24 protein-coding genes, 2 tRNA genes and 1 other annotated feature are annotated in these 25,137 nt (G+C 58.9%); of the genes, 16 read left to right on the forward strand and 10 right to left on the reverse strand.

The window, feature by feature from the left end:
• On the reverse strand, window positions 1-300 hold a 300-nt coding region (locus tag ACPQ6D_RS21695), incomplete at its 3' end, for a hypothetical protein (RefSeq protein WP_423226442.1).
• Between the two features lie 110 nt (window positions 301-410).
• Between ACPQ6D_RS21695 and ACPQ6D_RS21700 the strand changes: the two genes are divergently transcribed.
• The 3 genes from ACPQ6D_RS21700 (at window position 411) to ACPQ6D_RS21710 (ending at window position 3,925) form a co-directional block, all read left to right on the forward strand.
• Complete coding sequence (locus ACPQ6D_RS21700; RefSeq protein ID WP_423226443.1) at window positions 411-2,915, forward strand: sugar phosphate nucleotidyltransferase; 2,505 nt, start codon at window positions 411-413, stop codon at window positions 2,913-2,915.
• A gap of 4 nt (window positions 2,916-2,919) precedes the next feature.
• Window positions 2,920-3,783, forward strand: coding sequence for a prolipoprotein diacylglyceryl transferase family protein (locus tag ACPQ6D_RS21705; RefSeq protein WP_423226444.1), 864 nt, complete (start codon window positions 2,920-2,922; stop codon window positions 3,781-3,783).
• Between the two features lie 66 nt (window positions 3,784-3,849).
• Window positions 3,850-3,925, forward strand: a tRNA-Arg gene (locus ACPQ6D_RS21710).
• A 282-nt stretch (window positions 3,926-4,207) separates the two neighbouring features.
• Here ACPQ6D_RS21710 and ACPQ6D_RS21715 read toward each other — a convergent pair.
• Complete coding sequence (locus tag ACPQ6D_RS21715) at window positions 4,208-5,215, reverse strand: SPFH domain-containing protein (RefSeq protein ID WP_423226445.1); 1,008 nt, start codon at window positions 5,213-5,215, stop codon at window positions 4,208-4,210.
• Window positions 5,216-5,472: 257 nt separating this feature from the next.
• Between ACPQ6D_RS21715 and ACPQ6D_RS21720 the strand changes: the two genes are divergently transcribed.
• Window positions 5,473-6,225 (forward strand): TIGR00266 family protein, encoded by a 753-nt coding sequence (locus tag ACPQ6D_RS21720; protein ID WP_423226446.1) that lies wholly within the window; start codon window positions 5,473-5,475, stop codon window positions 6,223-6,225.
• On the opposite strand, the gene ACPQ6D_RS21725 is transcribed toward ACPQ6D_RS21720, so the two are convergent.
• From ACPQ6D_RS21725 to infC, 4 genes are all read right to left on the reverse strand, one after another.
• Window positions 6,226-7,029 carry a TrmH family RNA methyltransferase gene (locus ACPQ6D_RS21725; protein WP_423226447.1) on the reverse strand — a complete coding sequence of 268 codons (804 nt, stop codon included), beginning with the start codon at window positions 7,027-7,029 and terminating at the stop codon, window positions 6,226-6,228. It abuts the gene before it with no gap.
• Window positions 7,030-7,133: 104 nt separating this feature from the next.
• Window positions 7,134-7,487 (reverse strand): 50S ribosomal protein L20, encoded by a 354-nt coding sequence (gene rplT / locus ACPQ6D_RS21730; protein ID WP_423226448.1) that lies wholly within the window; start codon window positions 7,485-7,487, stop codon window positions 7,134-7,136.
• 81 nt (window positions 7,488-7,568) lie between these two features.
• Complete coding sequence (locus ACPQ6D_RS21735; protein WP_423226449.1) at window positions 7,569-7,778, reverse strand: large ribosomal subunit protein bL35; 210 nt, start codon at window positions 7,776-7,778, stop codon at window positions 7,569-7,571.
• Window positions 7,779-7,920: 142 nt separating this feature from the next.
• Window positions 7,921-8,457 (reverse strand): translation initiation factor IF-3, encoded by a 537-nt coding sequence (gene infC, locus ACPQ6D_RS21740; protein WP_423226465.1) that lies wholly within the window; start codon window positions 8,455-8,457, stop codon window positions 7,921-7,923.
• A 249-nt stretch (window positions 8,458-8,706) separates the two neighbouring features.
• On the opposite strand from infC, the gene rpoD reads away from it, so the two are divergent.
• The gene (rpoD, locus tag ACPQ6D_RS21745) at window positions 8,707-9,864 is read left to right on the forward strand and encodes an RNA polymerase sigma factor RpoD (RefSeq protein WP_423226450.1); all 1,158 of its coding nucleotides are present in this window, start codon (window positions 8,707-8,709) and stop codon (window positions 9,862-9,864) included.
• Window positions 9,865-10,053: 189 nt separating this feature from the next.
• Entirely contained in the window at window positions 10,054-11,076 is a 1,023-nt protein-coding gene (gene recA, locus ACPQ6D_RS21750; protein WP_423226451.1) for a recombinase RecA, read from the forward strand.
• A 179-nt stretch (window positions 11,077-11,255) separates the two neighbouring features.
• Here recA and ACPQ6D_RS21755 read toward each other — a convergent pair whose 3' ends face one another.
• Window positions 11,256-11,450 (reverse strand): hypothetical protein, encoded by a 195-nt coding sequence (locus ACPQ6D_RS21755; protein WP_423226452.1) that lies wholly within the window; start codon window positions 11,448-11,450, stop codon window positions 11,256-11,258.
• A gap of 49 nt (window positions 11,451-11,499) precedes the next feature.
• Between ACPQ6D_RS21755 and ACPQ6D_RS21760 the strand changes: the two genes are divergently transcribed.
• The 3 genes from ACPQ6D_RS21760 (at window position 11,500) to ACPQ6D_RS21770 (ending at window position 14,238) form a co-directional block, all read left to right on the forward strand.
• Window positions 11,500-12,162, forward strand: coding sequence for a RecX family transcriptional regulator (locus tag ACPQ6D_RS21760; protein WP_423226453.1), 663 nt, complete (start codon window positions 11,500-11,502; stop codon window positions 12,160-12,162).
• Between the two features lie 51 nt (window positions 12,163-12,213).
• On the forward strand, window positions 12,214-13,761 hold the full coding sequence (gene rny, locus ACPQ6D_RS21765) for a ribonuclease Y (protein WP_423226454.1): 1,548 nt from the start codon (window positions 12,214-12,216) through the stop codon (window positions 13,759-13,761).
• A gap of 207 nt (window positions 13,762-13,968) precedes the next feature.
• Window positions 13,969-14,238, forward strand: coding sequence for a stage V sporulation protein S (locus ACPQ6D_RS21770; protein ID WP_423226455.1), 270 nt, complete (start codon window positions 13,969-13,971; stop codon window positions 14,236-14,238).
• Window positions 14,239-14,295: 57 nt separating this feature from the next.
• Here the strand turns inward: ACPQ6D_RS21770 and ACPQ6D_RS21775 are convergent, their stop codons facing one another.
• The gene (locus tag ACPQ6D_RS21775; protein WP_423226456.1) at window positions 14,296-15,240 is read right to left on the reverse strand and encodes a PSP1 domain-containing protein; all 945 of its coding nucleotides are present in this window, start codon (window positions 15,238-15,240) and stop codon (window positions 14,296-14,298) included.
• 128 nt (window positions 15,241-15,368) lie between these two features.
• Complete coding sequence (locus ACPQ6D_RS21780; RefSeq protein WP_423226457.1) at window positions 15,369-16,364, reverse strand: DNA polymerase III subunit; 996 nt, start codon at window positions 16,362-16,364, stop codon at window positions 15,369-15,371.
• A 249-nt stretch (window positions 16,365-16,613) separates the two neighbouring features.
• Between ACPQ6D_RS21780 and ACPQ6D_RS21785 the strand changes: the two genes are divergently transcribed.
• The 3 genes from ACPQ6D_RS21785 (at window position 16,614) to thrS (ending at window position 20,272) form a co-directional block, all read left to right on the forward strand.
• Window positions 16,614-17,906 carry a serine hydroxymethyltransferase gene (locus ACPQ6D_RS21785; protein ID WP_423226458.1) on the forward strand — a complete coding sequence of 431 codons (1,293 nt, stop codon included), beginning with the start codon at window positions 16,614-16,616 and terminating at the stop codon, window positions 17,904-17,906.
• Window positions 17,907-17,989: 83 nt separating this feature from the next.
• A tRNA-Val gene (locus tag ACPQ6D_RS21790) sits at window positions 17,990-18,066 on the forward strand.
• Between the two features lie 107 nt (window positions 18,067-18,173).
• Window positions 18,174-18,413, forward strand: a binding site (T-box leader).
• A gap of 50 nt (window positions 18,414-18,463) precedes the next feature.
• Window positions 18,464-20,272, forward strand: a complete 1,809-nt coding sequence (thrS, locus tag ACPQ6D_RS21795; RefSeq protein WP_423226459.1) for a threonine--tRNA ligase — start codon at window positions 18,464-18,466, stop codon at window positions 20,270-20,272.
• A gap of 52 nt (window positions 20,273-20,324) precedes the next feature.
• Here the strand turns inward: thrS and ACPQ6D_RS21800 are convergent, their stop codons facing one another.
• Complete coding sequence (locus tag ACPQ6D_RS21800; protein ID WP_423226460.1) at window positions 20,325-21,254, reverse strand: methyltransferase domain-containing protein; 930 nt, start codon at window positions 21,252-21,254, stop codon at window positions 20,325-20,327.
• Between the two features lie 466 nt (window positions 21,255-21,720).
• Here ACPQ6D_RS21800 and ACPQ6D_RS21805 point away from each other — a divergent pair, with 466 nt between their 5' ends.
• From ACPQ6D_RS21805 to ACPQ6D_RS21820, 4 genes are all read left to right on the forward strand, one after another.
• A complete protein-coding gene (locus ACPQ6D_RS21805; RefSeq protein ID WP_423226461.1) occupies window positions 21,721-22,938 on the forward strand; it encodes a 30S ribosomal protein S1 in 1,218 nt (405 codons plus the stop codon).
• Between the two features lie 56 nt (window positions 22,939-22,994).
• Window positions 22,995-23,201: a 30S ribosomal protein S21 gene (gene rpsU / locus ACPQ6D_RS21810; RefSeq protein WP_423226462.1), complete on the forward strand. Its 207-nt coding sequence runs from the start codon at window positions 22,995-22,997 to the stop codon at window positions 23,199-23,201.
• A gap of 269 nt (window positions 23,202-23,470) precedes the next feature.
• Entirely contained in the window at window positions 23,471-23,698 is a 228-nt protein-coding gene (gene infA / locus ACPQ6D_RS21815) for a translation initiation factor IF-1 (protein WP_423226463.1), read from the forward strand.
• Window positions 23,699-24,075: 377 nt separating this feature from the next.
• A partial coding sequence (locus ACPQ6D_RS21820) for a sugar ABC transporter substrate-binding protein (protein WP_423226464.1) occupies window positions 24,076-25,137 on the forward strand: 1,062 nt, incomplete at its 3' end.

Here is a 25,137-nt window from a genome sequence, read left to right on the forward strand (position 1 = left end):
CTCGCTGATGTGCGTGCGTACATGACGCAGCTGATTGCGTAATTCGAGGTTCGCAAATTCTTCGCCCCCGACAAGGGCGGCTGTTTGCAGTAGGAACGCCAGGTTGTCGCGCTGCTGCTGCCGCAGAGCGCGCAGCGTCTCCAGGTCAAAATGTCGAAGATCGGATGCAGGCATGAATAACTCCAGTGAGATCAAGAACGACATGCCAATGTACGAAACCAAGCCGTGTGGCAACTCTATTTTAACCGACATGCGGGCCAACGTCAACCATGCTTCGATGTTTGACTCGATGGTGTTCATCTTCCCGCCATCTGGCGATGGGGTCTCCCTGCTATGATCTATCCAGGTTTATTGTGCGATCGGCTGCTCACCGGGGCTTGGGGTGGACCGGTTGAACCGGAGGTGGTGCTATGAATGCCGTTGTAATGGCAGGGGGTGAAGGCTCTCGTTTGCGGCCTTTGACGGTCGGCCGCCCGAAACCGATGGTGCCCGTGGTCAACAAGCCGGTCATGCAGCACATCTTGGAATTGCTCAAGCGCCACGGCTATACCGACGTGGTGGTGACGTTGCAGTACATGGCCGACTACATTCAGGACTATTTTGGCAACGGTCAGACTTACGGCGTGAAGATCCAATACGCCGTGGAAGAAGCGCCGTTGGGTACAGCCGGCAGTGTGCGCAATGCCAGTGCGCAACTGGACAAGGCCGATCCCATCCTGGTCATCAGCGGCGACGCGCTGACGGACTTCGACCTGCCGCGCATCGTGGAATGGCACCGCCAACGAAAAGCCCTTGCCACTATGGTGCTCTACCGCGTGCCCAACCCGCTAGAGTATGGCGTCATTGTGACCGACGATGAAGGCCGCGTCACGCGTCTGCACGAGAAACCAAGCTGGGGCGATGTCATCTCTGACACGGTCAACACCGGCATCTATGTGTTCGATCCGTCCATCCTTGATCTGATTGAGCCAGGGCGCAGCGTTGACTGGAGCAAAGACATCTTCCCACTATTGCTCGAAAAGGGCGCGCCGCTCTACGGCTATGTCGCTGAAGGCTATTGGTGCGACATCGGCAACCTGACCGAATATCGTCGCGCCTCGGCCGATGTCCTCACCGGACAGGTTCGGCTTGGCCCGCTGGGCCATTACCACGGCGGCGGCGTCTGGACCGGCGACAACGTCGAAATTGCACCCGATGCTCAACTCATCGGCCCAATCTACCTGGGCAATGAGGTCAAGATCAAGGGCGGGGCGGTCATTCACGGCCCCACCTCGATTCGCGATTACACCATCGTGGACAACCGCGCGCAGGTGGATCGCAGCCTGGTTTGGCGCAACTGCTACATTGGCGAAGGCGCCGAACTGCGGGGCACGATTGTCTGTCGCCAATCCACCATGAAAGCCAAAAGCGTGCTCTATGAAGGCAGTGTGATTGGCGATGGCTGCGTCATTGGCCAGGGCGCGGTCATCCACAGCAACGTCAAACTGTGGCCGGGCAAAGAGGTAGAGGCAGGCGCCACGGTCAAATCGTCCATCATCTGGGGGAGCCAGGGGCGCCGGATTCTATTTGGCCGTTTTGGCGTGACCGGCGTGGTCAACGTTGACCTGACGCCCGATTTCTGCGCGCGGCTTGGATCGGCCTTTGGCGCCACGCTGCCCAAAGGCTCCTACGTCACCATCAACCGCGATCCGCACCGCAGCCCCCGCATGTTGAAGCGCGCTATCATTTCTGGCTTGCCCTCGTCTGGCGTCAACGTCTGGGACCTGGGCAACGTGCCAATACCCGTGGCGCGCTACTTTACCCGCGTCACCGAAGCGCTGGGCGGCGTGCATGTGCGCCTGTCGCCCCATGATCAGCGCGTGGTTGATGTGCGATTCATAGATGCCAACGGCCTGAATCTGAGCAAAGAGAGCGAACGCAATATCGAACGCATCTACTTCCGCGAGGATTTTCGCCGCGCCTACATGGACGACATTGGCAGCATCGAGTACCCGAACCTGGTCACGGAACGCTATGCCACGGGCTTTATGCAGGCGTTGAATGTGGAGGCCATCCGCCATGCCCGCTTCAAGATCGTGGTTGACTATGCCCATTCGCCCAACACGGATGTCTTACCGCCCCTCTTGGCTAAACTCAATGTGGATGTCGTGCCGCTCAACGCGCGCGTCGATGCGTTGAAAATTGCCATGCAGCAGGATGAATTTGACGCGAATCTGCGCCAGCTTGCCATCATTGCCGGCGCGCTCAATACCAGCTTAGGCCTGCTGCTCGATGTGGCCGGCGAAAAAATCTTCCTCGTAGACAATCACGGTCACAGCCTTTCCGACACAACGACCGCGATGCTCATGGCCACCCTGGCCCTGCAGAGCAAAGGGGCTGGCACCATCGTGCTGCCGATTGACGCCTCCCATGCGTTCGAATGCCTGGCCGATCAGCACGGGGGCAAGGTGACGCGCACGCGCGCCGATCTCCATGCGCTCATGATCGCGGCGCAGGAGCCAGGAGTCATTCTGGCAACCGACGGCGCGGGTAATTTCATCTTTCCAGAATTCCAACCGGTTACCGACGGCTTGATGGCGACAGCCAAGCTACTGGAATTCCTGGCGACGCAGCAAGAACCGCTTTCCGACTTAGTGAGCAGCTTGCCAGAAATCAATATGGAGAGCCGGCGTGTGGCCTGCCCGTGGGAAATCAAAGGCAGCGTGATGCGGCGCTTGACCGAAATTCATCACACCGGCGAGGCCCAGGAAGGCATCAAGCTGATATACGACGAGCGCGAATGGGTGCTCATCCGCCCCGATCCCGACTATCCTCATATCATCATTACGGCCGAGTCCACCTCCCCGGAAAAATTGGCGCATTTGCATGAAAAATTCCAGCTTGAAGTGCGCCGCCTGCGCGACTTGACGGAATAGGCCGTTGTTTCCGCCGGTCGTTGTTGTCGGCCCTGTGCGCGTGGCCTGGTACAGCCTGCTCATGAGCGGCGGCCTGCTGGCCGCGCTGCTCTGGCTGGCTTGGGCTGACCCCGAGCGGCAGCGCCCGTCTGGTGTGCAGTTACATGCAGGGTCAGACCGACGGACGTTGCGCGGCCAGTTCTCGCGCCTGACGGCCGGTTGGCCGGCTGCCCTGCGCCGCGCGCTGGATGACGCCCTGCCGTTGCTCCTCAGCGCGCTGACTGTGGGGCGGATCGTGTACGTGTTGGCGCAATGGGCCTACTTTCGCGAGCATCCTTTGCAAGCCCTGCATGTCTGGGAAGGCGGTCTTTCGGCCCACGGCGCGCTGGCCGGCTTTCTGGCCGCATTGGCCTGGCGTGCGCGCCGCCAACCAGGCCAATGGGCCGCGGCTGACCGCTGCGCACCGCCGCTGATTCTGCTGCAAACCGCGGCCTGGCTGAGCTGTTGGTGCGCCGGCTGCGCGTATGGGCGGCCGGTGGACATCGTGCGCTGGCCCTGGCTGGCAGCCTTCGACTGGCCTGACCTCTACGGCGTCTTTTTGCCGCGCGCACCCGTGCAGGGTCTGGGTGTCATCCTCAGCCTGGCGCTGCTGTTGGGCGTGGCGCGGCTGCGCACACGAGGCCTGACGCCAGGCGTGCTCGCCAGCGTCGCCTTGTTCCTGGGCGCGCTGACAGACGCCGGGCTGCAGCTGCTGCGCGGCGATGAGGCCTGGCTGTGGCTGGGTCAACGCGCCGGGCTTGGGGCTGACCTGCTCTTCATGGCCGCGGCTGCAACCTGGTTCGTCCTGGCCTGGCGCGGACGCCTTGCCCAAAACAGGCTTTCATGCTAAACTTGCGCGTGAGCGGATGCGAAAATCAGCGGCTGCTCTAGCCTGACTCATCGCAGACATCCATGTGCCCTCGTAGCTCAGGGGACAGAGCGTCGGTTTCCTAAACCGTGCGTCGCAGGTTCGAGTCCTGCCGGGGGCGCCAAATCAAAAGCCGGGCTGATGGCCCGGCTTCTGATTACAAGAGCGAGTGAATTCGCGTCTGATGGGCGGAACGCCGGACGCCTACCTGCGCAGACACGATGCCGGTCGGCGCAGGCTGACCTGGCGGCGGAACGCCGGACGCCTCTGCGCAGACACGATGCCGGTCGGCGCAGGCTGACCTGGCGGCGGAACGCCCTTTCGCCCCGAATTCATTCGGCGGCTGCCGTTGGCGCAGGATGCCTGAGCAGTTACAACCGATGAGAACGCCGCTCAGCGGCCGCGGTCATTTCGGTGGGTTGGTTGCGGAGGGGGCTGTCCCACCCTTGAGCTGATCCAGGTTCACCAGGAAGGGACTGCCTGACGGCAGGAGCATCACGCTGATGTTAGGCGCCAGCTTCTCGATGTAGCGGTAAACCAACAAGTTGTCGTTCGTGCCGATCTGCTCGTTGACCAGGCGCAGCGCTTCTGCTTCGCCCTGCGCGCGCAAAATGGCAGACGTCTTGACACCTTCGGCCTCGATCCGCTTACGTTGGGCCTCCTGTTCTTCGCGCTGCAAAGTAAACTGCATCTGTTCAGCCTGCTGCTGCGCAATCTGCTTCTGCTCGATGGACGTGGCGTAGTCATCGGTAAAGTTGACATTACGAATATCGAAGGCCAGCAGGAGCAAGCCTTCCTTTTCGAATCGTTCGCGGATCATCTTCTCGATCTCAACCTGAATCGCCGCGCGTTTCGTGCCATAGACGTCGGTCACTTTGTTCTGCGACACCATCAAACGCACAACCGACCGAATCGTGGGGCGCACCAAGATGTTTTCATAGTCGCGCAGGTTGTTGTGAATGTCCGCCGCCCGCGCCGGGTTCAGCTTATAGCGCGTGGACGAGTCAATCCCAACCTGCAAGCCTTCGGCGGTTGGCGACCACAGCGAGTCGTCGCCTTGCACCGGGCCTTCATTGGCCACCTTGGTCATCGTATAGACCTGTTCCAGGGTGCTGTAACGATAAACGGTTTCCACGTAGGGCACAATAAAGTTGATGCCTGGATACAGCGGTTGATTGCGGGTGCCGCTGATGGCATTGAAGACGACGCCGACTTCACCGGCGTCAACCACCACGACGCCGGCCCCCAGGGTCATCACAATCAGCGCGATGAGCAGCCATCCAACCAACAGCGGCGGAGAAAGGCGGGCCGTGGTGGTGCCGCGGCTGCGACCCAAGACCACGTTGACAACATACGCCAAGAAAGCCAACAACAACAACCAACCAAACACGCTGAGTGCTCGTGCAATGAACATAGAGACTCCTTGCTTCTTTACCTGCCTTCCAGGCAGGTTGCTGACCTATCGTTTGGGCCGCGTAAACTCACAGGCTTCCGCGCCTATCGGGTATGCTTCAGCGGGCGCAGGGATTGTACCACATCTGACGCGAGAAGGCTGTCTGCGGGCTGTCAACTATCCGCCAATTTTCTGGCGCGTGGGTCATGAAACCTGCGCCTGGCTGACCCGTATTCGTAAGCGTGTAGAGGATAGAAAACAAACACAAGGGAGAAACCATGCCAAACGACCTCAAGTATCAGATTGCTGGCGCCACCCTGCCAGTCGTGACCATTCAACTGGAGCCGGGCCAGACCATTTTCTCGGAAGCTGGCGGCATGAGTTGGATGAGTTCGAATATCGAGATGAACACCAACACCGGCGGCGGCCTGGGCAAGATGTTCAAGCGCGCGCTCAGCGGTGAATCCTTGTTTGTCACTGATTTCACCGTGGCGAACAACCAGCCAGGCATCGTCGCTTTCGCCAGTGAGTTCCCTGGCCGCATCATTGACCTCAAGCTGGACGCTGGACAGTCCATGATCGTGCAGAAAGACGCCTTCATGTGCGCAGAGAAGTCAGTTGACCTTGACATGCAGTTTCGTAAGCGCCTGGGCGCCGGCCTTTTCGGCGGCGAAGGCTTTATCATGCAACGCCTGACCGGGCCTGGGACGGTGTTTGTGGAGATTGACGGGGATGTGGTCGAGTACAACTTGCAGGCGAATCAGATGCTCAAAGTGGACACCGGCCATATTGCCATGATCGAACCGACAGTAGATTTCGATGTCCAAATCATCCGCGGGTTGAGCAATCTTCTGCTGGGCGCCGAAGGGCTTTTCCTGGCGACCCTGCGGGGGCCGGGCCGCGTCTGGCTGCAAACGATGCCGATGTCCAAACTGGCAGGAAAGGTGGCGCAGTTCATGCCGCAGGTGGGCGGCCGCGGCAGCAGTGGCGGAACGAACATCAACCTGGGCAACCTGCTAGGCGGAAGTTAATCATACGCGCGGTGGGTTCGGTTGATCCCGGTGACGGCGCTGGCGCGCAGCCTCGAAACAAAAAACGGCGGCTGCTGCGGCCGCGTTCAGCGACTCGGCTTGGGCGATCGGAATCTTGACCGCACCCGCCGCCAGGCGCCGTGCGTCGGCGCTGGCGCCTGCGGCCTCGCTGCCAATGATCAAGGCGGCGGGCGTCCGCCAATCCACGGCATCGTACAGCATCTCGCCATGCGCATCGGCCAGCCAGACTCGACGGTCCGCCACGACCGCCGCGGCTTCCTGCCATGTCTCCAGACGGCGCAAGGGCAAGCGCAGGTGCGCGCCCATGGCTGAACGCACCACCTTGGGGTTGTACTCATCCACGGAGCCGGGGGCAAGCAGCACGCCAACGCAGCCAGCCGCCAGGGCCGTGCGCAGCACCGTGCCCAGGTTGCCTGGATCGCTCAACCCGTCCAGAATCAGCAAGAGGCCGTCGGCCGCGAAAGGACGCGGTGGCGGCCAGGGCGCCACCGCCATGATGCCCGCGGCCGTCGTCGTGGCGCTGACGGCATCGAGCACCTGGGCGCGCGCTTCCTCGCAAACGATCTGCTGGCTGCGCAGCCGCGCCAGCAGGGCGGCAGCGCGGGGGTTCGTCAGGCGTTCTGATGCATACAGGACAAACAGCGGCTGCAGATGGGCGTCGAGGGCCTCTTCAAGCAGGCGCACACCTTCGAGGCACCACAGGCGCGCGTCTTGGCGCGCCTTGCGCTCGTGCAGCAAGGCCCGTATCAGCTTCACTCGTGCATTACTTGAACTGGTAATCACGACGCGGCGCTTTCCCTGGCTGGGGCCAGGCAAAAAACTGATGTAAAAACACCGCGCCCAGTGTTGCATGAGCGCGGTGTTGGTTGGAAGATGGGAAACAAACGCTAGAGAGATTGCTTGGCCAGGTCCACCAGGCGGGTGAAGACGCCTGTGTCGCGTACGGCCAGTTCAGACAGCATTTTGCGGTCAATGGCTACGCCGGCCTTCTGCAGACCGTGAATGAAACGGCTGTAAGAAAGTCCGTTTTGGCGCGAAGCCGCGTTGATGCGTGTAATCCACAAAGCGCGAAATTCACGCTTGCGATTTCGGCGGTCGCGTGTCGCGTAGAACAATGACTTGAGCATCGCTTCATTGGCGCGACGGAAAAGGCGATGACGTGTGCCAAATTGGCCCTTCATCATCTTGAGCACTTTTTTGTGTCGCTGCCTGGCCGGGACGCCTCGTTTTACTCGTGACATAACTTTCTCCTCGGATGGCGGCTATGGCCTGGAGCCACATAGCACTTCGTACTGGCCACCCTGCATGATGGTTGATAGGTATTACTTGTGTTCCAGGTACGGAGCTAACTTCTTGACTCGCTTCACGAAAGCCACCGCCTTCACAGTGACCGTATCGCGATAATCGCTCTTCAGGCTTGGCGTTTTCTTGCGCTTGAGGTGCCCTTGCCCCTGAATGCGGCGCAGGAGCTTACCGCCGCCTGAAAAGCGAAAGCGCTTGGCTGTTGACTTGTGAGTCTTCAACTTTGGCATACAACTTCTCCCTTGCTCTCTCTTCGTTTAATCTTCCCATGTGCACACACAAACAGAGCGGTGTCAGGTCAGCCCTGGGCAACCTGTCTTGCTCTGCTTGTGATTAGCGGCTGTTCCATAGTCGGCTCGAAACCCGACCAGGTCAACTTTCCTTCGGCATCAAGATCATCAGCAGGCTGGTTCCTTCCATTGCCGGCGCTTGTTCAATCGCGGCAATGTCTCCCATCTCCTGCGCTACGCGATCGAGCATTTCCTTGGCTACTTCAGGATGCGTAATCTCACGTCCACGAAAACGGATTCGGATTTTTACCTTATTGCCCTCGCTGATAAAGCGTCGGGCGTCGCGCACCTTGAACGCCACATCGTGCTCGCCTGTCTTCGGGCGCAAACGCACTTCCTTGACTTCGATCTGCTTCTGGGCTTTGCGGGCATCGCGCTCTTTCTTGGCTCGCTCATACTGGAACTTGCCAAAGTCCATCAACCGACAGACAGGCGGCACCGCGTTCGGGGCGACCTCTACCAGGTCCAATCCCTTTTGCCGGGCCAGGATCAAGGCATCACGAACCTGCAAAATGCCGAGTTGCTTACCCTCATCATCCACCACCCGCACTTCACGGGTGCGAATCATCTCGTTGACACGTAGCTGCAGCTTACTGCTAATTGCGCCCTCCTCAGGAATGGCAAAAACTGACGATTTGAATTGACGTTTAGGCCAGCGACTATAGCATAATCAAGCAGGTGTGTCAAATTTTTTTTCAAGCTTCCGGCTCACACGCCGTAATTTTCATGAAAAGTCTGCTACCAACCCTGCGCCAAATCATTTACAGCCGCCGCGGCTTCTGTTATAAATGCGTACTACATGAGTTGGCTGTCGGTTTGTCGCCGCATCACTTGTGGTCTTGCGCCAACACCAGGGAGGAGCGCACTTGTGAACGATAGGAGAATCAGTACAGACAAGCCGCTTGCTGCCATGACAAAGCTCAAAGACGAGCCAGTTGCCGCCTTTGGACGTGTGGCAGAAAAAACGGGTCGCGAGATCGGGACAGAGGTAGAGACGCTCGATGATGAGGAGACCGCGCTGTGCGAGAAATCGCTGGCGACGGTTCGTCTACGACCAATCGCACGCAAGGTGCACCATGAAACCGACTTGGATGATGGCGATCTAGCCGATTTTCAATATTCGGAAGCCGACGATTCAATCAGCCTCTATCTCAAAGAGATTGGCCGCGTGCGCCTCCTCACCGCCGAAGAGGAAGTTGATTACGCCCGCCGCATCGAGATGGGGCGTCTGGCCCGTCATGAGTATGATGATGAACCTGATGAAACGATCCAGCGTGACGACCTTGTTCATGTGATGTTTGATGGCAAGCTGGCCCAAGACTGCCTGATCAAAGCCAATTCACGGCTTGTCGTCAGTGTCGCCAAAAAATATATTGGCCGCGGCGTGCCCTTCCTCGATTTGATCCAAGAGGGCAACATTGGCCTCATTCGTGCGGTCAAGAAATTCGATCACCGGCGCGGCTACAAATTCTCCACCTATGCCACCTGGTGGATTCGGCAAGCTGTAACCCGCGCCATTGCCGATCAGGGACGCACCATTCGCGTCCCCGTGCACATGTACGAACAAATCAATCGCGTCACGCGCGCCGCGCGTGACCTGGCGCAGCAGTTAGGCCGTGATCCGACCCTGGAAGAGATTGCCTGCGAGCTTGGCATGTCGCCAGACAAAGTAAAGCAAGTGATGCAGGTGGCCGAGCGCCCCCTAAGCCTGGAGATGACGATCCACGAAGAGGATGACGCGTCACTGACCGATTTTATCGAGGACGAAGAGGTGGCATCGCCTGCGTTCACGGCCTCGCGCCAACAGTTGCGCGATGTGCTCAACGAGGTGTTGGACACCCTGTCGCCGCGCGAGGTGCGCATCCTGCAACTGCGCTTTGGTCTGGTGGACGGCTACAACTACACGCTGGAAGAAGTCGGGCGCAAGTTCGGCGTGACGCGGGAACGCGTACGGCAGATCGAATCGCAGGCTTTGGGGCGCCTTCGCCACCCCAGTCGCAGCCGCAAACTGCGTGACTATCTGTAATCCTTGACATATCATTTGGAATGAAAGCCAAAGGCCGGAGCGCGTTGACTGCGCGCCGGCCTTTGCGCGCTCATTGTACTTAGCATAAGCAGATAACTTGATTTTTTGCGTCGGATGTTGTAAACTATGGGTGCGAAACAAGCATTTCTGTAAGGTTTTGTACTTTTCGACCGATTGATCGTATCGTCAATGCCTAAACAACCTGTCAGCCGCGATAACCGACATAAGGCACTGGACACAACCGTCTCAAACCTTACAAAACGCTATGGCGAGGGCGCGGTGATGCTGCTTGGGGCCGCCGCGCAGCACGTGGCCGTCATTCCCACCGGATCGCTTGCTCTTGATATGGCGCTTGGCGTTGGAGGCGTGCCGCGCGGGCGGATCACCGAAATCTACGGGCCCGAATCATCTGGCAAAACAACGATCTGCCAGCATATCATCGCCCAAGCACAGCGGCGCGGCGGCATCTGCGCCTACATTGACGCAGAACACGCGCTGGATCCGATCTATGCGGCGCGTTGCGGCGTTGACCTGAATAACCTGTATGTGTCACAACCCGACACAGGCGAGCAGGCGCTCGAAATCGCAGAAGCGCTCATTCGCTCTAGCGCGCTCGATGTGGTGGTGGTAGACTCTGTGGCGGCCCTGGTTCCCCGCGCCGAGATCGAAGGCGACATGGGTGATAGCCACGTTGGACTGCAGGCCAGGCTGATGAGCCAGGCGCTGCGTAAGCTTACCAGCGCCATTAAGCAGTCCAACACGGTGATGATCTTCACCAACCAACTGCGCCAAAAGATCGGCGTCATGTTCGGCAACCCGGAAACCACCACGGGTGGGATGGCGTTGAAATTCTACGCTTCGCTGCGCTTGGATGTGCGGCGAATCGAGACCATCAAGCTCGGCAATGAAATGGTGGGCAATCGAACTCGCGTCACGGTGAAGAAGAACAAGGTTGCGCCGCCGTTTCGCGTGGCTGAGTTCGATATCATGTTCAATGAAGGAATTTCGCGTGAAGGAGACATTCTCGATTTGGGTGTCTCCACGGGCGTGGTGGAAAAGCGCGGCAGTTTCTACCTGTTCGGCGATGCCAAACTTGGTCAAGGTCGCGAGAACTGCAAACAATTCTTGCGCGAAAACACCGTCTTGGCCGACACCATTGACCATCAGATTCGGATGGCCGCTGGTCTGGTGGCATCAGCCCAGCAGACATAGGCCCGCAGTGGCCTGACTGTCCGCCTCCGTTGCTCCACAGCTTAGCATCCAGCCGAGATGACCGTCGTCTTGGCTGGTCGGCTCGTCAATTTTGCATGCTTTCGTCCGTATTCAGGGATTTTACGGCTTATTATTCTTTGTTGTCCAGTCGTGCATTATTCGGATAGGCTCTGAGGGACCTACAGGATATGATGCAACGCTTGCATAACCAACCGATCGTTCATCGCCCGGAAAGCCTGCGGTCCCTGTTGCTTGAGTGCGTTTGAAAACACATTCGGCCCCATGAGCTTGCGCACCGGCTGTATGCCTTTGCCAGGTTTGGGCTTTTTGTTTTTGATCGGCCTCAGATGAGAGATGTCGAGGGGCGTAGCCATAGCTGTGGGTATCCACAGCTATTTTTGTTGGCGCAAAGGTTAGGCTGCGATGGGATCAAAGACGATTACGGCCCTGGTTTTTCAGAAAACAGCGCGTGATCGCGTCAATGTCTTTCTCGATGAGGTGTACGCATTTGGGTTGGCTGCCATCCTGGCCGCGCCCCTGCGTGTTGGGCAGGTTCTGAGCGAGCAGGAGATTGACGCCCTGCGTGCGGCTGACTTGGAAGAGCACGCTTGGAACCTGGCGCTGAAGTTTCTGAGTTTTCGGCCGCGCAGCGAAGTGGAAATACGCCGTTATCTGGCCGGCAAAGGACTGGATGCCGCAGCCACAGACCAGATTATTGAGCGCCTGGTTCGGCTAGGGTATGTAGACGATCAGGCTTTTGCCCGGGCCTGGGTTGCCAGTCGCAGCCTATTACGCCCGAAAGGGCCACGCGCGCTGCAATACGAACTACGCAGCAAAGGTGTGGCGCCCGACGTGATTGAAGAGGCGCTGGAAGACCTGGCCGCCGATGAGGCAGCCTACGCCGCAGTCAGCAAACCAGCCGCGCGCTGGCGCGCACTAGAATCAAGCGCGTTCAAGCAGAAGGTGCAAGCCTTTCTGGCGCGGCGAGGTTTTGATTATGATATTATTCAAAAAACGGTTGAACGCCTGCTGGCTGAAGTTGATCCCGCAGGCGCCGTTGAGCACCATTCAGAAAATCGCCACTAATGGCAACTGTCCCCGCCAGAAGATCGGACATGCCAGAAAGGACACATACGTATGCCACCTCCCGGAGTAATTACCCTGCTCGTGGGAATTGTGCTCCTGATACTGGGCGTCGTTGTTGGTTATTTCGTTGGCTTCGATCGGCACAAGAAGAAAACCGAAGCCACGATTCAATCTGCAGAACTGCGCGCCGCTCAGATTATCAGCGAAGCTGAAGCCCAAAGCAAGGAACTTGTTCTCAAAGGAAAAGACGAAACGATTCAGCTGCGCGAAGAAACGGAACGCGAACTGGACCGCCGGCGCCGCGATTTGCAGCGCCTCGAAGAGCGCGTGGACAAACGCCAGGAACAACTGGACAAACGCAGCGAGCAGGTGGAGCAGCGCGAGAAACGACTCAATCAGCGCCAAAGCACGGTTGATAAACGCTTCAAAGACCTGGAGAAGATGGAAAGCCAGCACATCGCTGAGCTGGAGCGAATCTCCGCCCTGACGCAAGAAGAGGCCAAGCAGCTTCTGCTCAAGAGCATCGAACAGGACACGCGCCAGGACATGGCCAAGGTCATTCGCGCGGTCGAGGCTGAAGCGAACGAAGAGGCCGAACGCCGCGCGCGCCGCGTCATTATCATGGCGATGGAACGCCTGGCATCAGACCAGGTGTCAGAGTCAACCGTTTCGGCCGTTGCCCTGCCCACCGACGAAATGAAGGGGCGCATCATTGGCCGTCAAGGCCGCAACATCCGCGCGATCGAGGCCGCCACTGGGGTTGACCTGGTGGTAGACGATACGCCAGAAGCAATTATCATTTCCAGCTTCGACCCGGTGCGGCGCGAGGTCGCGCGCCTGGCTTTGACCAAACTCGTGCAAGATGGGCGCATTCATCCCACGCGCATCGAGAAAGAAGTGGAAAAAGCGCGCGAAGAGGTTGAACGCGCGATGCGTGAAGCCGGAGATCAGGCCGCCATTGAGACGGGATTGCAGGGGCTGCACCCTGAGATTCTCAAACTGGTGGGGCGACTCAAGTTCCGCACCAGTTACGGCCAGAATCAGTATTATCACGCCATCGAAACCTCTCACCTGGCTGGCATGATCGCCACCGAGTTGGGCGCGGACGTCAAAGTCGCCAAGATGGGCGGCCTCCTGCACGACTTGGGCAAAGCAGTCAGCCACGAGGTGGAAGGGCCACATGCGCTGGTAGGCGCAGAAATCGCCAAACGCTACGGCGTCCCGCCCAAGGCCGTCAACTGCATTGCCGCTCACCACAATGAGGTAGAAGCCGAAACGCTGGAAACGATCATCGTCGCCACTGCGGACGCCATCTCCGGCGCTCGCCCCGGCGCCCGGCGTGAGGCGCTCGAAACTTATGTCAAACGCTTGACCGCCCTGGAGGAGATTGCAAACTCTTTCGAGGGGGTTTCCGAGTCGTTCGCCATTCAAGCCGGGCGCGAAATCCGTGTGGTCGTGCGGCCTGACTCGACCGACGACATGGCGGCCATCAAGCTGTCGCGCGATATTGCCAAGAAGGTTGAAGACAACCTGGAATACCCCGGCCAGATCAAAATTACGGTCATCCGCGAGATGCGGGCCGTAGACTATGCCAAGTAATATCAGACGTCAAACTTCGGAAATCTTGTAGACTTCCGAAGTTTGAGAGCGTTTCCTTTGTCGTGACCCAACGTCTTGCCTTGCGCATCTCATGCATGCCACGGCCTTCTAACATGGATTCACTGGCGGTGGTGGTGCTTGCCCCCAGGCAGATGCAGCATCCATACATCATCGCAGGGTTCGAGTGTGCACGGAGGTAACACGACAATGGAGATCATCAAAGTTTCAGCGCAATCCCGCTCTCCGGCCGTGGCCGGGGCGATCGCCGGCGTGGTTCGAGACATCAATCATGCCGAGGTGCAAGCCGTCGGCGCCAGCGCCGTGAATCAGGCCATCAAGGCCATTGCGATTGCCAAGGGCTATCTGGCCCAGGATGGAATTGACATCATCTGTATTCCATCGTTCACCGAAATTGAAATCCAGGGACAGGAGCGCACCGCTGTGCGTCTCACCGTAGAACCAAGAGAAAGACCTTGAAAAAAAACAGGGGGCGAGAAAATTCTCGCCCCCTGTTTTTTTCTCGGCCACGCCGCGCTAGTTCAACTCCTCAGCCCCATGCTCGTCAGTATCATCCAGGTTTTCGAGCGCCGTCGCGTCCGGCGCATGACCTTCCGAAGCCGCCTTGCGCTTGACTGAACACCCGCCGCAGGTCCCGCAGGTGCGGGGCTGCTCCTTACCGCGGTTTTCAAGAATATCGTCCGCGGCAATCTCCACCAGAGAGTCGTCCTCCAACTGCAAGAACATGGTGCGCTGCAGTGGATTCAGCTTGCGCACCCGCCCTACGCCCTGCTTGCTCAAAACGGTGCTGCCGACTTTGGGCAATTGGGAGCGCGCATCCTCATAGGTGTCGTTTTCATACGACAAGCAGCACAAGAGGCGGCCGCACACGCCGGAGATTTCGGTCGGGTTCAAAGGCAGGTTCTGCGATTTTGCCATCTTGATCGAGACCGGCGCGAACTCGCGCAGCCATGATGAGCAGCAGAGGCGGCGACCGCACTTACCCACGCCATCCAAGAACTTGGCCTGGTCGCGCACGCCAATCTGGCGCATCTCGATCCGGCAACGAAAGAGGCGCGCCAGGTCGCGCACCAACGCGCGAAAATCAATGCGCTTATCCGCCGTGAAATAGATAATCAAGCGGCCGCCATCGAAATTATATTCGGTGCGCACCACTTTGATCGGCAGACGATGCTCGACCGCCTTCTGTCGTGCGCGTGTCAAGGCCTCAGCCTCACGTTGACGGTAAAGCTCTCGCTCCACCATGTCCCAGGCCGTGGCGCGGCGCACCACATGTTTGAGGCCGCCGCTCAACTCAGCGGTTGACACATCGCCGGGCGGCATGATCACACATCCCACCTCGCGGCCACGCGCCGTATCTACCACCACGTATTCCCCCGGTCTCAGGTCCATAAAACGGTTCGGATCGAAATAGTAGACCTTGGTGACGGGCCGAAAACTGATACCAACAACGGTTGGCATAATCGTTGCTCCTCATGGATTTACGATCCATGCTGCGGATCCAGCAAGTGGATCATCGAAGGCTTAGACGCTCAGGCTGCCAGAGTCGGTATGCGACCGATGGCGCGCCTGTTTTGATCGGCCGGGCCCTAATTCGGTGAAACGTGCGGCAGGCGCAGCAGCAGCACATCAAGCGCCAGGCGCACATTGACATTGCCTTCTAACCACTGCGCCGTGCGCACCGTCATCTGCAGACTGGCGCGCGCCTGCGCCAACGGGACGCGTCGCGCCAGTTCGGCCAGGTCCGCGGCCCTGTCCACATTGATGGCGCGCCCTCCGGCGCCCTGCTGATACAGCCACACATCGCGCCACCAACTCTGCCAGGTGTGCAGCGTCGGCGCAACCTGGTCGCCATGCGCAGCCAGGTTTGCCGCATACGCCAGGCGTTCCACGCGACTGGCGGCCAGCAGGCCGGCCAGGTCATCGAGCTGCTGGCTGCGCTGTTCCAGCGCGGCGCGGTCGGCGGCCAACAGTTTGGCATATCCCAGGCGGCCATTACTCAGCCGCGCCAGCAGGGCGGCTTGTACAGGCAAAAGACCGTGCTGCGCGCGCAAGTGCTGTTCAATCGTTTCCTGCGCCAGTGGTCGCAGGCTGACCACCTGGCAGCGCGAGACGATGGTCGGCAGCAGGGCCTCGCGGCGCTCGCTGAGCAAGAGGATCACCACGGCTGCGGGCGGCTCTTCGAGTGTTTTGAGCAGTGCGTTGGCCGCCGCGGGAGTTGCCAGGTGCATTTGTTCGATAATGAAAACCTTGCGTTGCCCCATCAACGGCGACAACGCCGCCTCACGCACCACACTGTCCCGAATCAGTTCGACGCCGATGGCGCTGGCGTCGGCCGCAGGCGCAATCATGCGCAGGTCAGGATGAAAGCCGCCCGCCGTCTTGTGGCACGCCGCGCATGATTCGCATGGCCGCGCCGCCGCATCGGGGGCGGTGCAGAGCAGGGCGCGTGCAAAGCCGAGCGCCAGCGTCATTTTGCCAACGTTCGCGGGGCCTAAAATGCAGTAGGCATGTCGCACCTGGTTGCTGACCAATGTCTGGCGCAACCAGTGTACGGCCCAATCATGTCCAATCACATTGTGCATGGCAGCTTGGTCAGGTTGGTTAGGAAGATTACATTCGATTGCTGCGCAAAGATACCACAGACACCCCCAGATGTCAAGCATTTTACTACCCGCGTCCGATCGTCCAAACCTGGCAACGCAGCCGCAGGTGCGCCGCGGACACTGATAGGGCTTGCGCATGGCCTTTGACAAAAAAATAAGGCAGTGGTATGCTGACCACATGGCACGATGTGTCATTTTGTGTTTCATCTTGCAGGAGGTTTGCCTCGTATGTCTGATTTTTCTGCGCTCCCATCCTTTGCGCCCTGGGTTGAGCTTCCAGACCCGCGCCAGGCCCTGGCCGCGACCGATCCTGTCATTTATGCCGCGATTGAAAAGGAACGCGCGCGGCAAACGACCGGCATTGAACTGATTGCTTCTGAAAACTACGTCAGTCCGGCTGTGCTTGCGGCCATGGGCTCGGTTTTGACCAATAAATACGCCGAGGGTTATCCCGGTCGTCGTTATTACGGCGGTTGTGAATTTGTGGATGTGGTGGAACAACTCGCTATTGATCGCGCGCAGCAGCTCTTTGGCGCCGAACATGCCAATGTACAGCCTCACTCTGGCGCGCAGGCCAATGCCGCCGTGTACATGGCGTTCCTTGAGCCGGGCGACACGGTTCTGGGATTGAAACTGGATCATGGCGGACACCTGACCCATGGATTCCATCTCAATCAGTCGGGCAAGCTGTACAATTTCAAGCACTACGGGGTCAACCAAGAGACGGAGCGCCTGGACTATGACGAGCTGGAGGCGCTGGCGCAAGAGCACCACCCCAAACTCATCGTTGTCGGCGCCAGCGCCTACCCGCGCCATTTTGATTTCCCGCGGCTGCGCGCCATCGCCGATAGTGTGGGCGCCCACGTCATGATGGACATGGCGCACGTCGCCGGGCTGATTGCCGCCGATCTACATCCCGATCCGGTGCCCTACTGCGACGTTGTGACCAGCACTACCCACAAGACGCTGCGCGGCCCGCGCGCCGGCCTGATTTTGTGCAAAGAAGAATGGGCCAAAGCCATTGACAAAGCGGTGTTTCCGGGGATCCAAGGCGGGCCGTTGATGCACATCATCGCAGCCAAAGCGGTGGCCTTCCACGAAGCCGCCCAGCCCGATTTCGTGGCCTATCAGCAGCGCGTCCTGGACAATGCCCAGGCGCTGGCGGCAGAACTGGCGCGCCAGGGCCTGCGCCTGGTCAGCGGCGGCACCGACAATCACCTGATGCTGGTGGATCTGACGCCGGCTGGCGTCACCGGCAAAGCGGCCGAAAAGGCGCTGGATGCGGCGGGAATTCACACCAACAAGAACATGATTCCCTTTGATCCCAAGCCGCCCCTAACAGCCAGCGGCATTCGCCTGGGCACGCCGGCCGCCACGACACGCGGCTTCAGTCCAGAGGACATGCGCCAGGTCGGGCGTTGGATTGGTGAAATCGTTCACCACGTCGAAGACCAGGCCGTCATCGCACGCGTACACCGCGACGTGATCGAGTTCGCCAGCCGCTTTCCTGTGCCCGCGTAAGAGATAGACTTCCGAACTCTGCCAAACTTCAGAAGTCTGCGGATTTGCCAAGTCGCGGCAGTTGGTTATAATAGAGGAAGTTAGGGCGGTTAGCTCAGTTGGCTAGAGCGCGTCGTTGACATCGACGAGGTCAGAGGTTCGAGCCCTCTATCGCCCACCAAACGCCATGGCGTTGTCGCCACGGCGTTTTTGTTTTGTAGGCTGTTTGTTCGCCGCGGTGAATTGACGCGGCGCACGGGGTGTGCTAGAATCGCTGCACGTGAAAAACAGAAAGCGATGACCAGGACGAGTAGGCGCGTGTTGTCACGCCAGAGAATAGGGGCCATAGGCTGCAAGCCCCTGTCGTGAACGACGCGTTGAAAACCACCTGGGAGCGAATGTCTGAACCTGGCCTTGCCAGCAGTAAGAGATTCCGGTTGGCGCCGTTAGCGGCCAAAGAGTGGAAATGCCTGCGCGGATGGCGCGGCATCTCAACCTGGGTGGAACCGCGAGCCTCTCGTCCCAACGACGAGAGGCTTTTTGTTATCGAAAAATCAGGATCGTAAGGAGGAGAAATCATGGCGAAGTCAAGTCAACTCGAAAAGGATGATCTATACAAGGTGCGTCATTCGGCTGCGCACGTCATGGCGCAGGCGGTGATGGAGATGTTCCCCGGACAGGCGCGCATTGCCATCGGCCCGCCTATCGAAGACGGCTTCTACTATGACTTCGAGCTGCCGCGTGGCTTGACGCCCGAAGACCTGGAGGTGATCGAAAAGCGCATGCGCCAGATCATCGGCGGGCGTCACCCCTTCCTGCGGCGCGAGGTCAGCGCAGACGAGGCGCGCGCGCTCTTCAACGAACAGCCCTACAAGCTAGAGTTGATCGCGGGCCTGGCGCAAGGCGGCGTAGATGAGTACGGCAACGAGACGGACGAAGCGCCGGTGATTAGCACCTACAAGCACGACGTGTTCGAAGACCTGTGTCGCGGGCCGCATGTCGAGCATACGGGGCAAATTCCGGCCGATGCGTTCAAGCTGATGAGCGTGGCCGGCGCGTACTGGCGCGGGGATGAAAACAACGCCATGCTGCAGCGCATCTACGGCACGGCCTGGCGCAACAAGAACGAGTTGAACCAGTATCTGCAGATGCTCGAAGAGGCCAAGAAGCGCGATCACCGCAAGTTGGGCAAGGAGTTGGAAATCTTCACCTTCGATGACGAGGTGGGACCGGGGCTGCCCCTGTGGCTGCCGCGCGGCGGCGTGTTGATCGAAGAACTGGAGCGGCTGGCGAAAGAGATGGAGATGAAGGCCGGCTATGAGCGCGTGCGCACGCCGCACCTGACGAAGGAGTCGCTTTTCCTGCGCAGCGGGCACCTGCCGTACTACGCGGAGAGCATGTATCCACCGATGGAGTTGGAAGGCGTCCGCTACTACGTCAAGCCGATGAACTGCCCCATGCACCACAAAATCTTTGCCGCCAAACCGCGCAGCTATCGCGACCTGCCCCTGCGCCTGGCTGAGTACGGCACCTGCTATCGTTACGAAAAAAGCGGCGAGCTGTTTGGGCTGATGCGCGTGCGCTCGATGCAGATGAACGACGCGCACATCTACGTGCCAGAGGCGCAGTTCGAGCAGGAATTCATGGGCGTCATCGCGATGTACCGGCAGTACTTCGATCTGTTTGGGATTGAAAAGTATGTCATGCGCCTGAGCACGCACCATGCCAAGGGGTTGGGCAAGAAGTACATTGACAACGAGCGCCTGTGGCTCAAGACGGAGGAGATGGTGCGCAACGCCATGCGCAACGGCGGCGTACCCTTTGTGGAAGTGCCGGACGAAGCCGCGTTTTATGGCCCCAAGATTGACGTGCAGATTTGGAGCGCGATTGGCCGTGAGTTTACGCTGGCGACGAACCAGGTGGACTTTGCGCAGCCCGGGCGCTTCGATCTCAAGTTCATCAACCAAAACGGCGAAGATGAAATGCCGCTCGTCATTCACCGGGCGCCGCTGAGCACGCACGAGCGCATGATCGGCTTTCTCATCGAGCACTACGCGGGCAACTTCCCGGTTTGGCTGGCGCCAGAGCAGGTGCGCGTCATCCCGATCACCGACAATCACAACGACTATGCCGTCAGCCTGGCGCGACGCCTGCGCGACGAAGGCGTGCGTGCGGATTCCGATCTTGGCTCCGAGCGCATGAACGCCAAGATTCGTAAGGCGCAAGGCATGAAAGTGCCGTACATGCTGGTCGTGGGCGATCAGGAGGTAGCGAACGACGCAGTCTCTCTGCGCCGGCGGGATGGCTCGCGTCAGGACGGGATGCCGGCGAGTGAGTTCATGGCGCTAGTGAAAGCGCGCATCGCCAGTCGCGCCGCTGCTCTGTAAGCGTAACAAGCCGCCGCCGCTGAGGCGTTAAGCGTCAGCGGCGGCTTTTGCTTCATTTAATAAAGTCGTAGATGCCGTCGCGCTGTGGCCAGGCCTGACCGCAAGCCGGGCAGGTCAACGCGTCCGCGGCGACGACAAGAGCGTTGTGATGGCAGGCTGGGCAACGAAACAGGCCATCGGGGGGAGAGGATGGCGCGGCGGCCGCAACCTGCGCCTGCACAAAGATACTCGGGGCCAGCCTCAGTCCGCTGGCGTAACGCTGCAGCCAACTATCGAGCGCGGCCAGGCGCGCGGCGGACCAGCGGCGCTTGAAAAATTCCGCGCGGAAGTGCGAGACCGCGACTTGACGTTGGACAGCAAACCCAGCTCGCTGCAGCTGCTGTAAGACCCAGGTGGGATGGAAGTCGAAGTTGAGCGGTGCAAATTCATAAGGCTCAGGCGCGAAGGGGCTCCAGGTTTGCCGGCGCAGGGCAAAGCGCAGAATGGACTTCAGATTGCGTTTGTTGGCAAACTCAAGGATGAAGGCGCCGCCCGGGCGCACGATCCGCCGCAGTTCAGCCAGGGCGTGGGGTACATCCACCAAGTGATGCAGCACACGCACCATGACCACCGTGTCGAGCGTCTGATCCTGCAGCGGCAGCTCATAAACATTGGCGCGCACAAAGACAAAGCGTGGATCATGGCGCAGGCGTTCCTGGGCCTGGCGCAGCATAGACAACGCCGGCTCGACCAGGATCACCTGCGAGTAGCCGGCGTAGAGATCGGCAAGGCGTCCAAAACCCGCCCCAATTTCAATCAGACGCGCCCCGCGAGGCGGGAGCAGCGTGTGCAGCGCGCGGCGTTCGGCCAGGTCCTCGAACGCGCGCGCGTCAGTCCAAAATTCAACTCGATAAGCAGAACCCTCATAGTCGCAAAGGGCTGGTGGATCGGGCGGCAGGAGCGGCGCCGATCGCGGCTGTTGTTCATTGTTAGGAATGGACAAAGCAGGAACCTCACGGTTGTTTTTTATAACGCAGTCAAAATGTTTCACGTGAAACATTAACATAAGACAGCGCGATTATAGCACACAGCGAGGACAAGCGCGAAATTGCTATTGATTGTTTGACAGCCATGAAACACATTGGTATAATTGGCAGCGGATTGACCGGTCGCGCGCAACGGCTGGCGCCAATCAATGCGCACGGAGCCATTGGGCTATCACCCTGGCCTGACGTCGGGAACGATGTCACCGTGGATCGTCTTGCACCCGGAGCGGCCATCAACTAACTTGGCCTCGTGGTCGGTTCGCTGGCAATGCAGCGGAGGAACCTCATCAACGACATCTTTGTTCAATGCTCAACCGTGAGGTTGCATGACACTTAGCATAGGTTCATCAGAGCAATGATGACGTTGAATCTCGACCAGGGTACGCGGGATAGGTCGAGATTTTTTTTGGAGAAGGCCAGCTGATGCAAAACCAAGATAGCGACAAGTCAGTCCACGAGGAAGAAGATTTTGCCACCTTGTTTGCGGCGTATCTGGGCGATAAACAGAGCCATCTACGCCCACAACATGGCGACTTGGTGCAGGGGGTCGTCGTGGCCATTTCAGACAAAGAACTGGTTCTCGATATCGGCGCCAAGCAAGATGGCATCGTTCCGGCCAGCGACCTGGCGAAACTAGATCCGACGGCGCGCGCCAGGTTAGCCGTAGGCGCCACAATTCCGGCGATTGTGGTCAATCCCCACAATTTAGCGGGAGAGCTGATTCTTTCGATCTACCTGTCACAGCAGGAGCAAGATTGGCTGCAAACGCAAGCCATCCTGGAATCAGGGGCGATCACCGAACAAGAAGTCGTGGGCTATAACCGCGGCGGCTTGACGGTATCCTTTGGCAGCATCCGCGGCTTTGTCCCGGCATCGCATCTGGCGGATTATGGCCGTTCGTCAGAAGCAGAACGCGTCGATCGCTTGAGCAGTTACGTGGGGCAGATGCTGCCAGTCAAAATCATCGAAGTGGACCGGAAGAAGCGGCGGTTGGTGTTCTCCCATCGCCTGGCCGAGCAAGAACTGCGTGAGCAGCGCCGCGCTTCACTGTTGGATGAACTGCAAGCGGGGCAGATCGTAGAAGGTCGCGTGACGGCGATTCGGCCCTTTGGCGTGTTTGTGGATATTGGCGGCGCGGATGGTTTGATTCATCTGAGCGAACTCGATTGGCAGATCGTGAAGAACCCACACGATGTGGTGACCGTTGGCGAGACCATTCGGGTGATGGTGCTGCGGCTGGATGACAACCGCCAGCGCATTGCCCTGAGCCGGCGCCGCACATTACCCAATCCCTGGGAAATGGTCGCCCAGCGCTACCATCCTGGGCAAATCGTTCAGGTGCGCATTACCAAGCTGATGGAATTTGGCGCTTTTGCCGAGATCGAACCCGGCATCGAGGGCATGATTCACTTGTCGGAGCTGTCGCATCGCCCCATTCGGCATCCAAACGAGGTGGTCGAGGTGGGGCAGGAAGCGTCGGCGCAGATTCTGCGTATCGAATCGAATCGCCAACGCATTGCGTTGAGCCTACGCCGCGCCGCCACGGATTGGATTGCGGCTGACGACAGCCACGCCAACCAGGCGGGTGAGTATATTTTTATCGAGAACGAGTACAACGATTCACTCGTTGATGAGACATAAACGAAAGCGTCCATCTCAGGGAATGACCGGTTCCCATCGAGAAGGGAGGTGAGACCATGACAGTACAACTTCGACCCGGTGAGTCGCAGGATAACCTGCTGAAGCGCTTCCGCAAGGCAGTCGCTGAGGCGCGCATCCTGCCCACAGTGCGCCAGAAGCGTTGGTTTACGCCCAAGAGCGAGCTTCGGCGCATCAAAAAGCAGAAGGCCATTCGCAAAGCTCGACGCACCATGCGCAAGCGTGAGATGAGAATTCAGAGCTAAGAAACTGTTTGAGATGCTCACACAAAGACACAGAGACGCAAAGAAAGAGGCTATTCGCTGTCATTTCCAGCTTCTCTCTGTGCTCTTTGTGTCTTCGTGTGAGATAAGTTTGATCTTTTCAAACAGCCTGTAAGAGCTACGCACCGGTTCAACAGGATGGCAAAAAAGCGGCGCGTAAGCGCTTCCATGATTGTCACCTCGGATCCCGGATTGCGTTGTGCTGATAGCGGCCCGGCCTTTCGCACTGTTTTTGAGGAGTAACGATTCGAATGTCAAAAGACGAAGAAGATAAGATTACCGTTGAGGGCACCATTACTGAGACTTTGCCCAACACCATGTTTCGCGTGGTGATGGATAACGGCCACGAGGTGCTGGCCTATCTTTCAGGCAAGATGCGCAAATACTATATCCGGGTACTGCTAGGCGACCGTGTACGTATTGAGCTTTCGCCGTATGATCTCACGCGTGGCCGCATTGTTTATCGCCACAAGAAATAGCAGCCGGGCCAGACGACTTTCTGCTGCATCCGGTTCGCTTTTCTAACTCTATCCCTCGACGACTGAGGGTCATCCACAAGACCCTGCCTGGGCGTCCACGGCAGGGTCTTTGACAAGTAGTGTGTTTTTTGTTTGACAAGTTCCTAGATTGTAGGTATACTGCAATTGCTTTTAGATGCAGTCCCATCCATGTTGAGCACATCATCATGATTGGCGTGCACCAACCCAAACGACACCGTTTAGGTCATCGGTCTCCATCATTTTTATTGAGGAGGTGATGGTTCGAACGAAAAACTTCGCTTGATTTCACGCTATCTGCGCAACTTGTGCATGTTTTTTCCTTTTGCCTGTAACCCATTTTGAATCGGAGGAGAAGTATGTTACGTAAGTTCAGTACACTGATCGGCCTGCTCCTGGTAGTAGGCATGGTCTTGAGCGCCTGCGGTGGTGCGGCAACGCCCACGAAGGCGCCAGAGGCCACGAAGGCGCCAGAGGCCACCAAAGCCCCAGAGGCCACCAAAGCCCCAGAGGCCACAAAGGCCCCAGTAGCGACAGGCCCCAAGGGCGAAATCACCCTGTGGCACGCCTACGGCACCGGCAGCGCGGAAGAGAAGGCGCTGACGCAGGCCCTGGCCGCGATGAAGGCCGAAATGCCCGATGTCAAGGTCAACGTGCTGCAGATTCCGTTCGACCAGGTTTTCAACAAGTGGGAGACGGAAGTGGCAGCCGGCGGCGGCCCTGACATGTTCACGGTGCCGAATGACAACACCGGCAACCAGGTGCGTGCGGGTCTGCTCGCCCCACTGGATGATCTGTTGAAGGGCAAGACCGATGCCTTCCCGCCCGCCAGCTTCGAAGGCGCGGTCGTTGATGGCAAGGTGTACGGCGTGCCTGGCATCATCAAGGCCGTGGCGCTGTACTACAACAAGAGCACCATCCCGACGCCGCCTGCAACCACCGACGAACTGCTGGCCATGGTCAAGGCTGGCAAGAAGATCGAAATCAACCAGAACAACTACCACAACTTCGGCTGGCTGACCGGCGCGTTCGGCGGCAAGCTGATGGATGCCGATGGCGTTTGCACGGCTGACAAGGGCGGCTTTGCCGAGGCTCTGCAGTTCATGGCCGACCTGAAGGCCGCTGGCGCTGACTTCCAGACCGACGGCGGCAAGGCCGACACCCTGTTCCGCCAGGGCCAGGCTGACATGATCATCAACGGCCCCTGGACGCTGGGCGATTACAAGAAGGACCTCGGCGACAAGCTGGGCGTCGCCCCGATGCCCGCTGGCCCCAAGGGCCCCGCGACCCCGCTCGCTGGCGTAGACTACTGGCACGTCAACCCCAACATCTCGGCCGATCAGCAGAAGCTGGCGGTTGATGTGGCGCTGTATCTGTTTGGTCCCAAGGGCGCGCAGATCTACTCCGATGTGGCCGGCAGC

Origin of the sequence: Candidatus Amarolinea aalborgensis (assembly GCF_900491745.1) — a bacterium.
Taxonomy (GTDB): domain Bacteria; phylum Chloroflexota; class Anaerolineae; order SSC4; family Amarolineaceae; genus Amarolinea; species Amarolinea aalborgensis.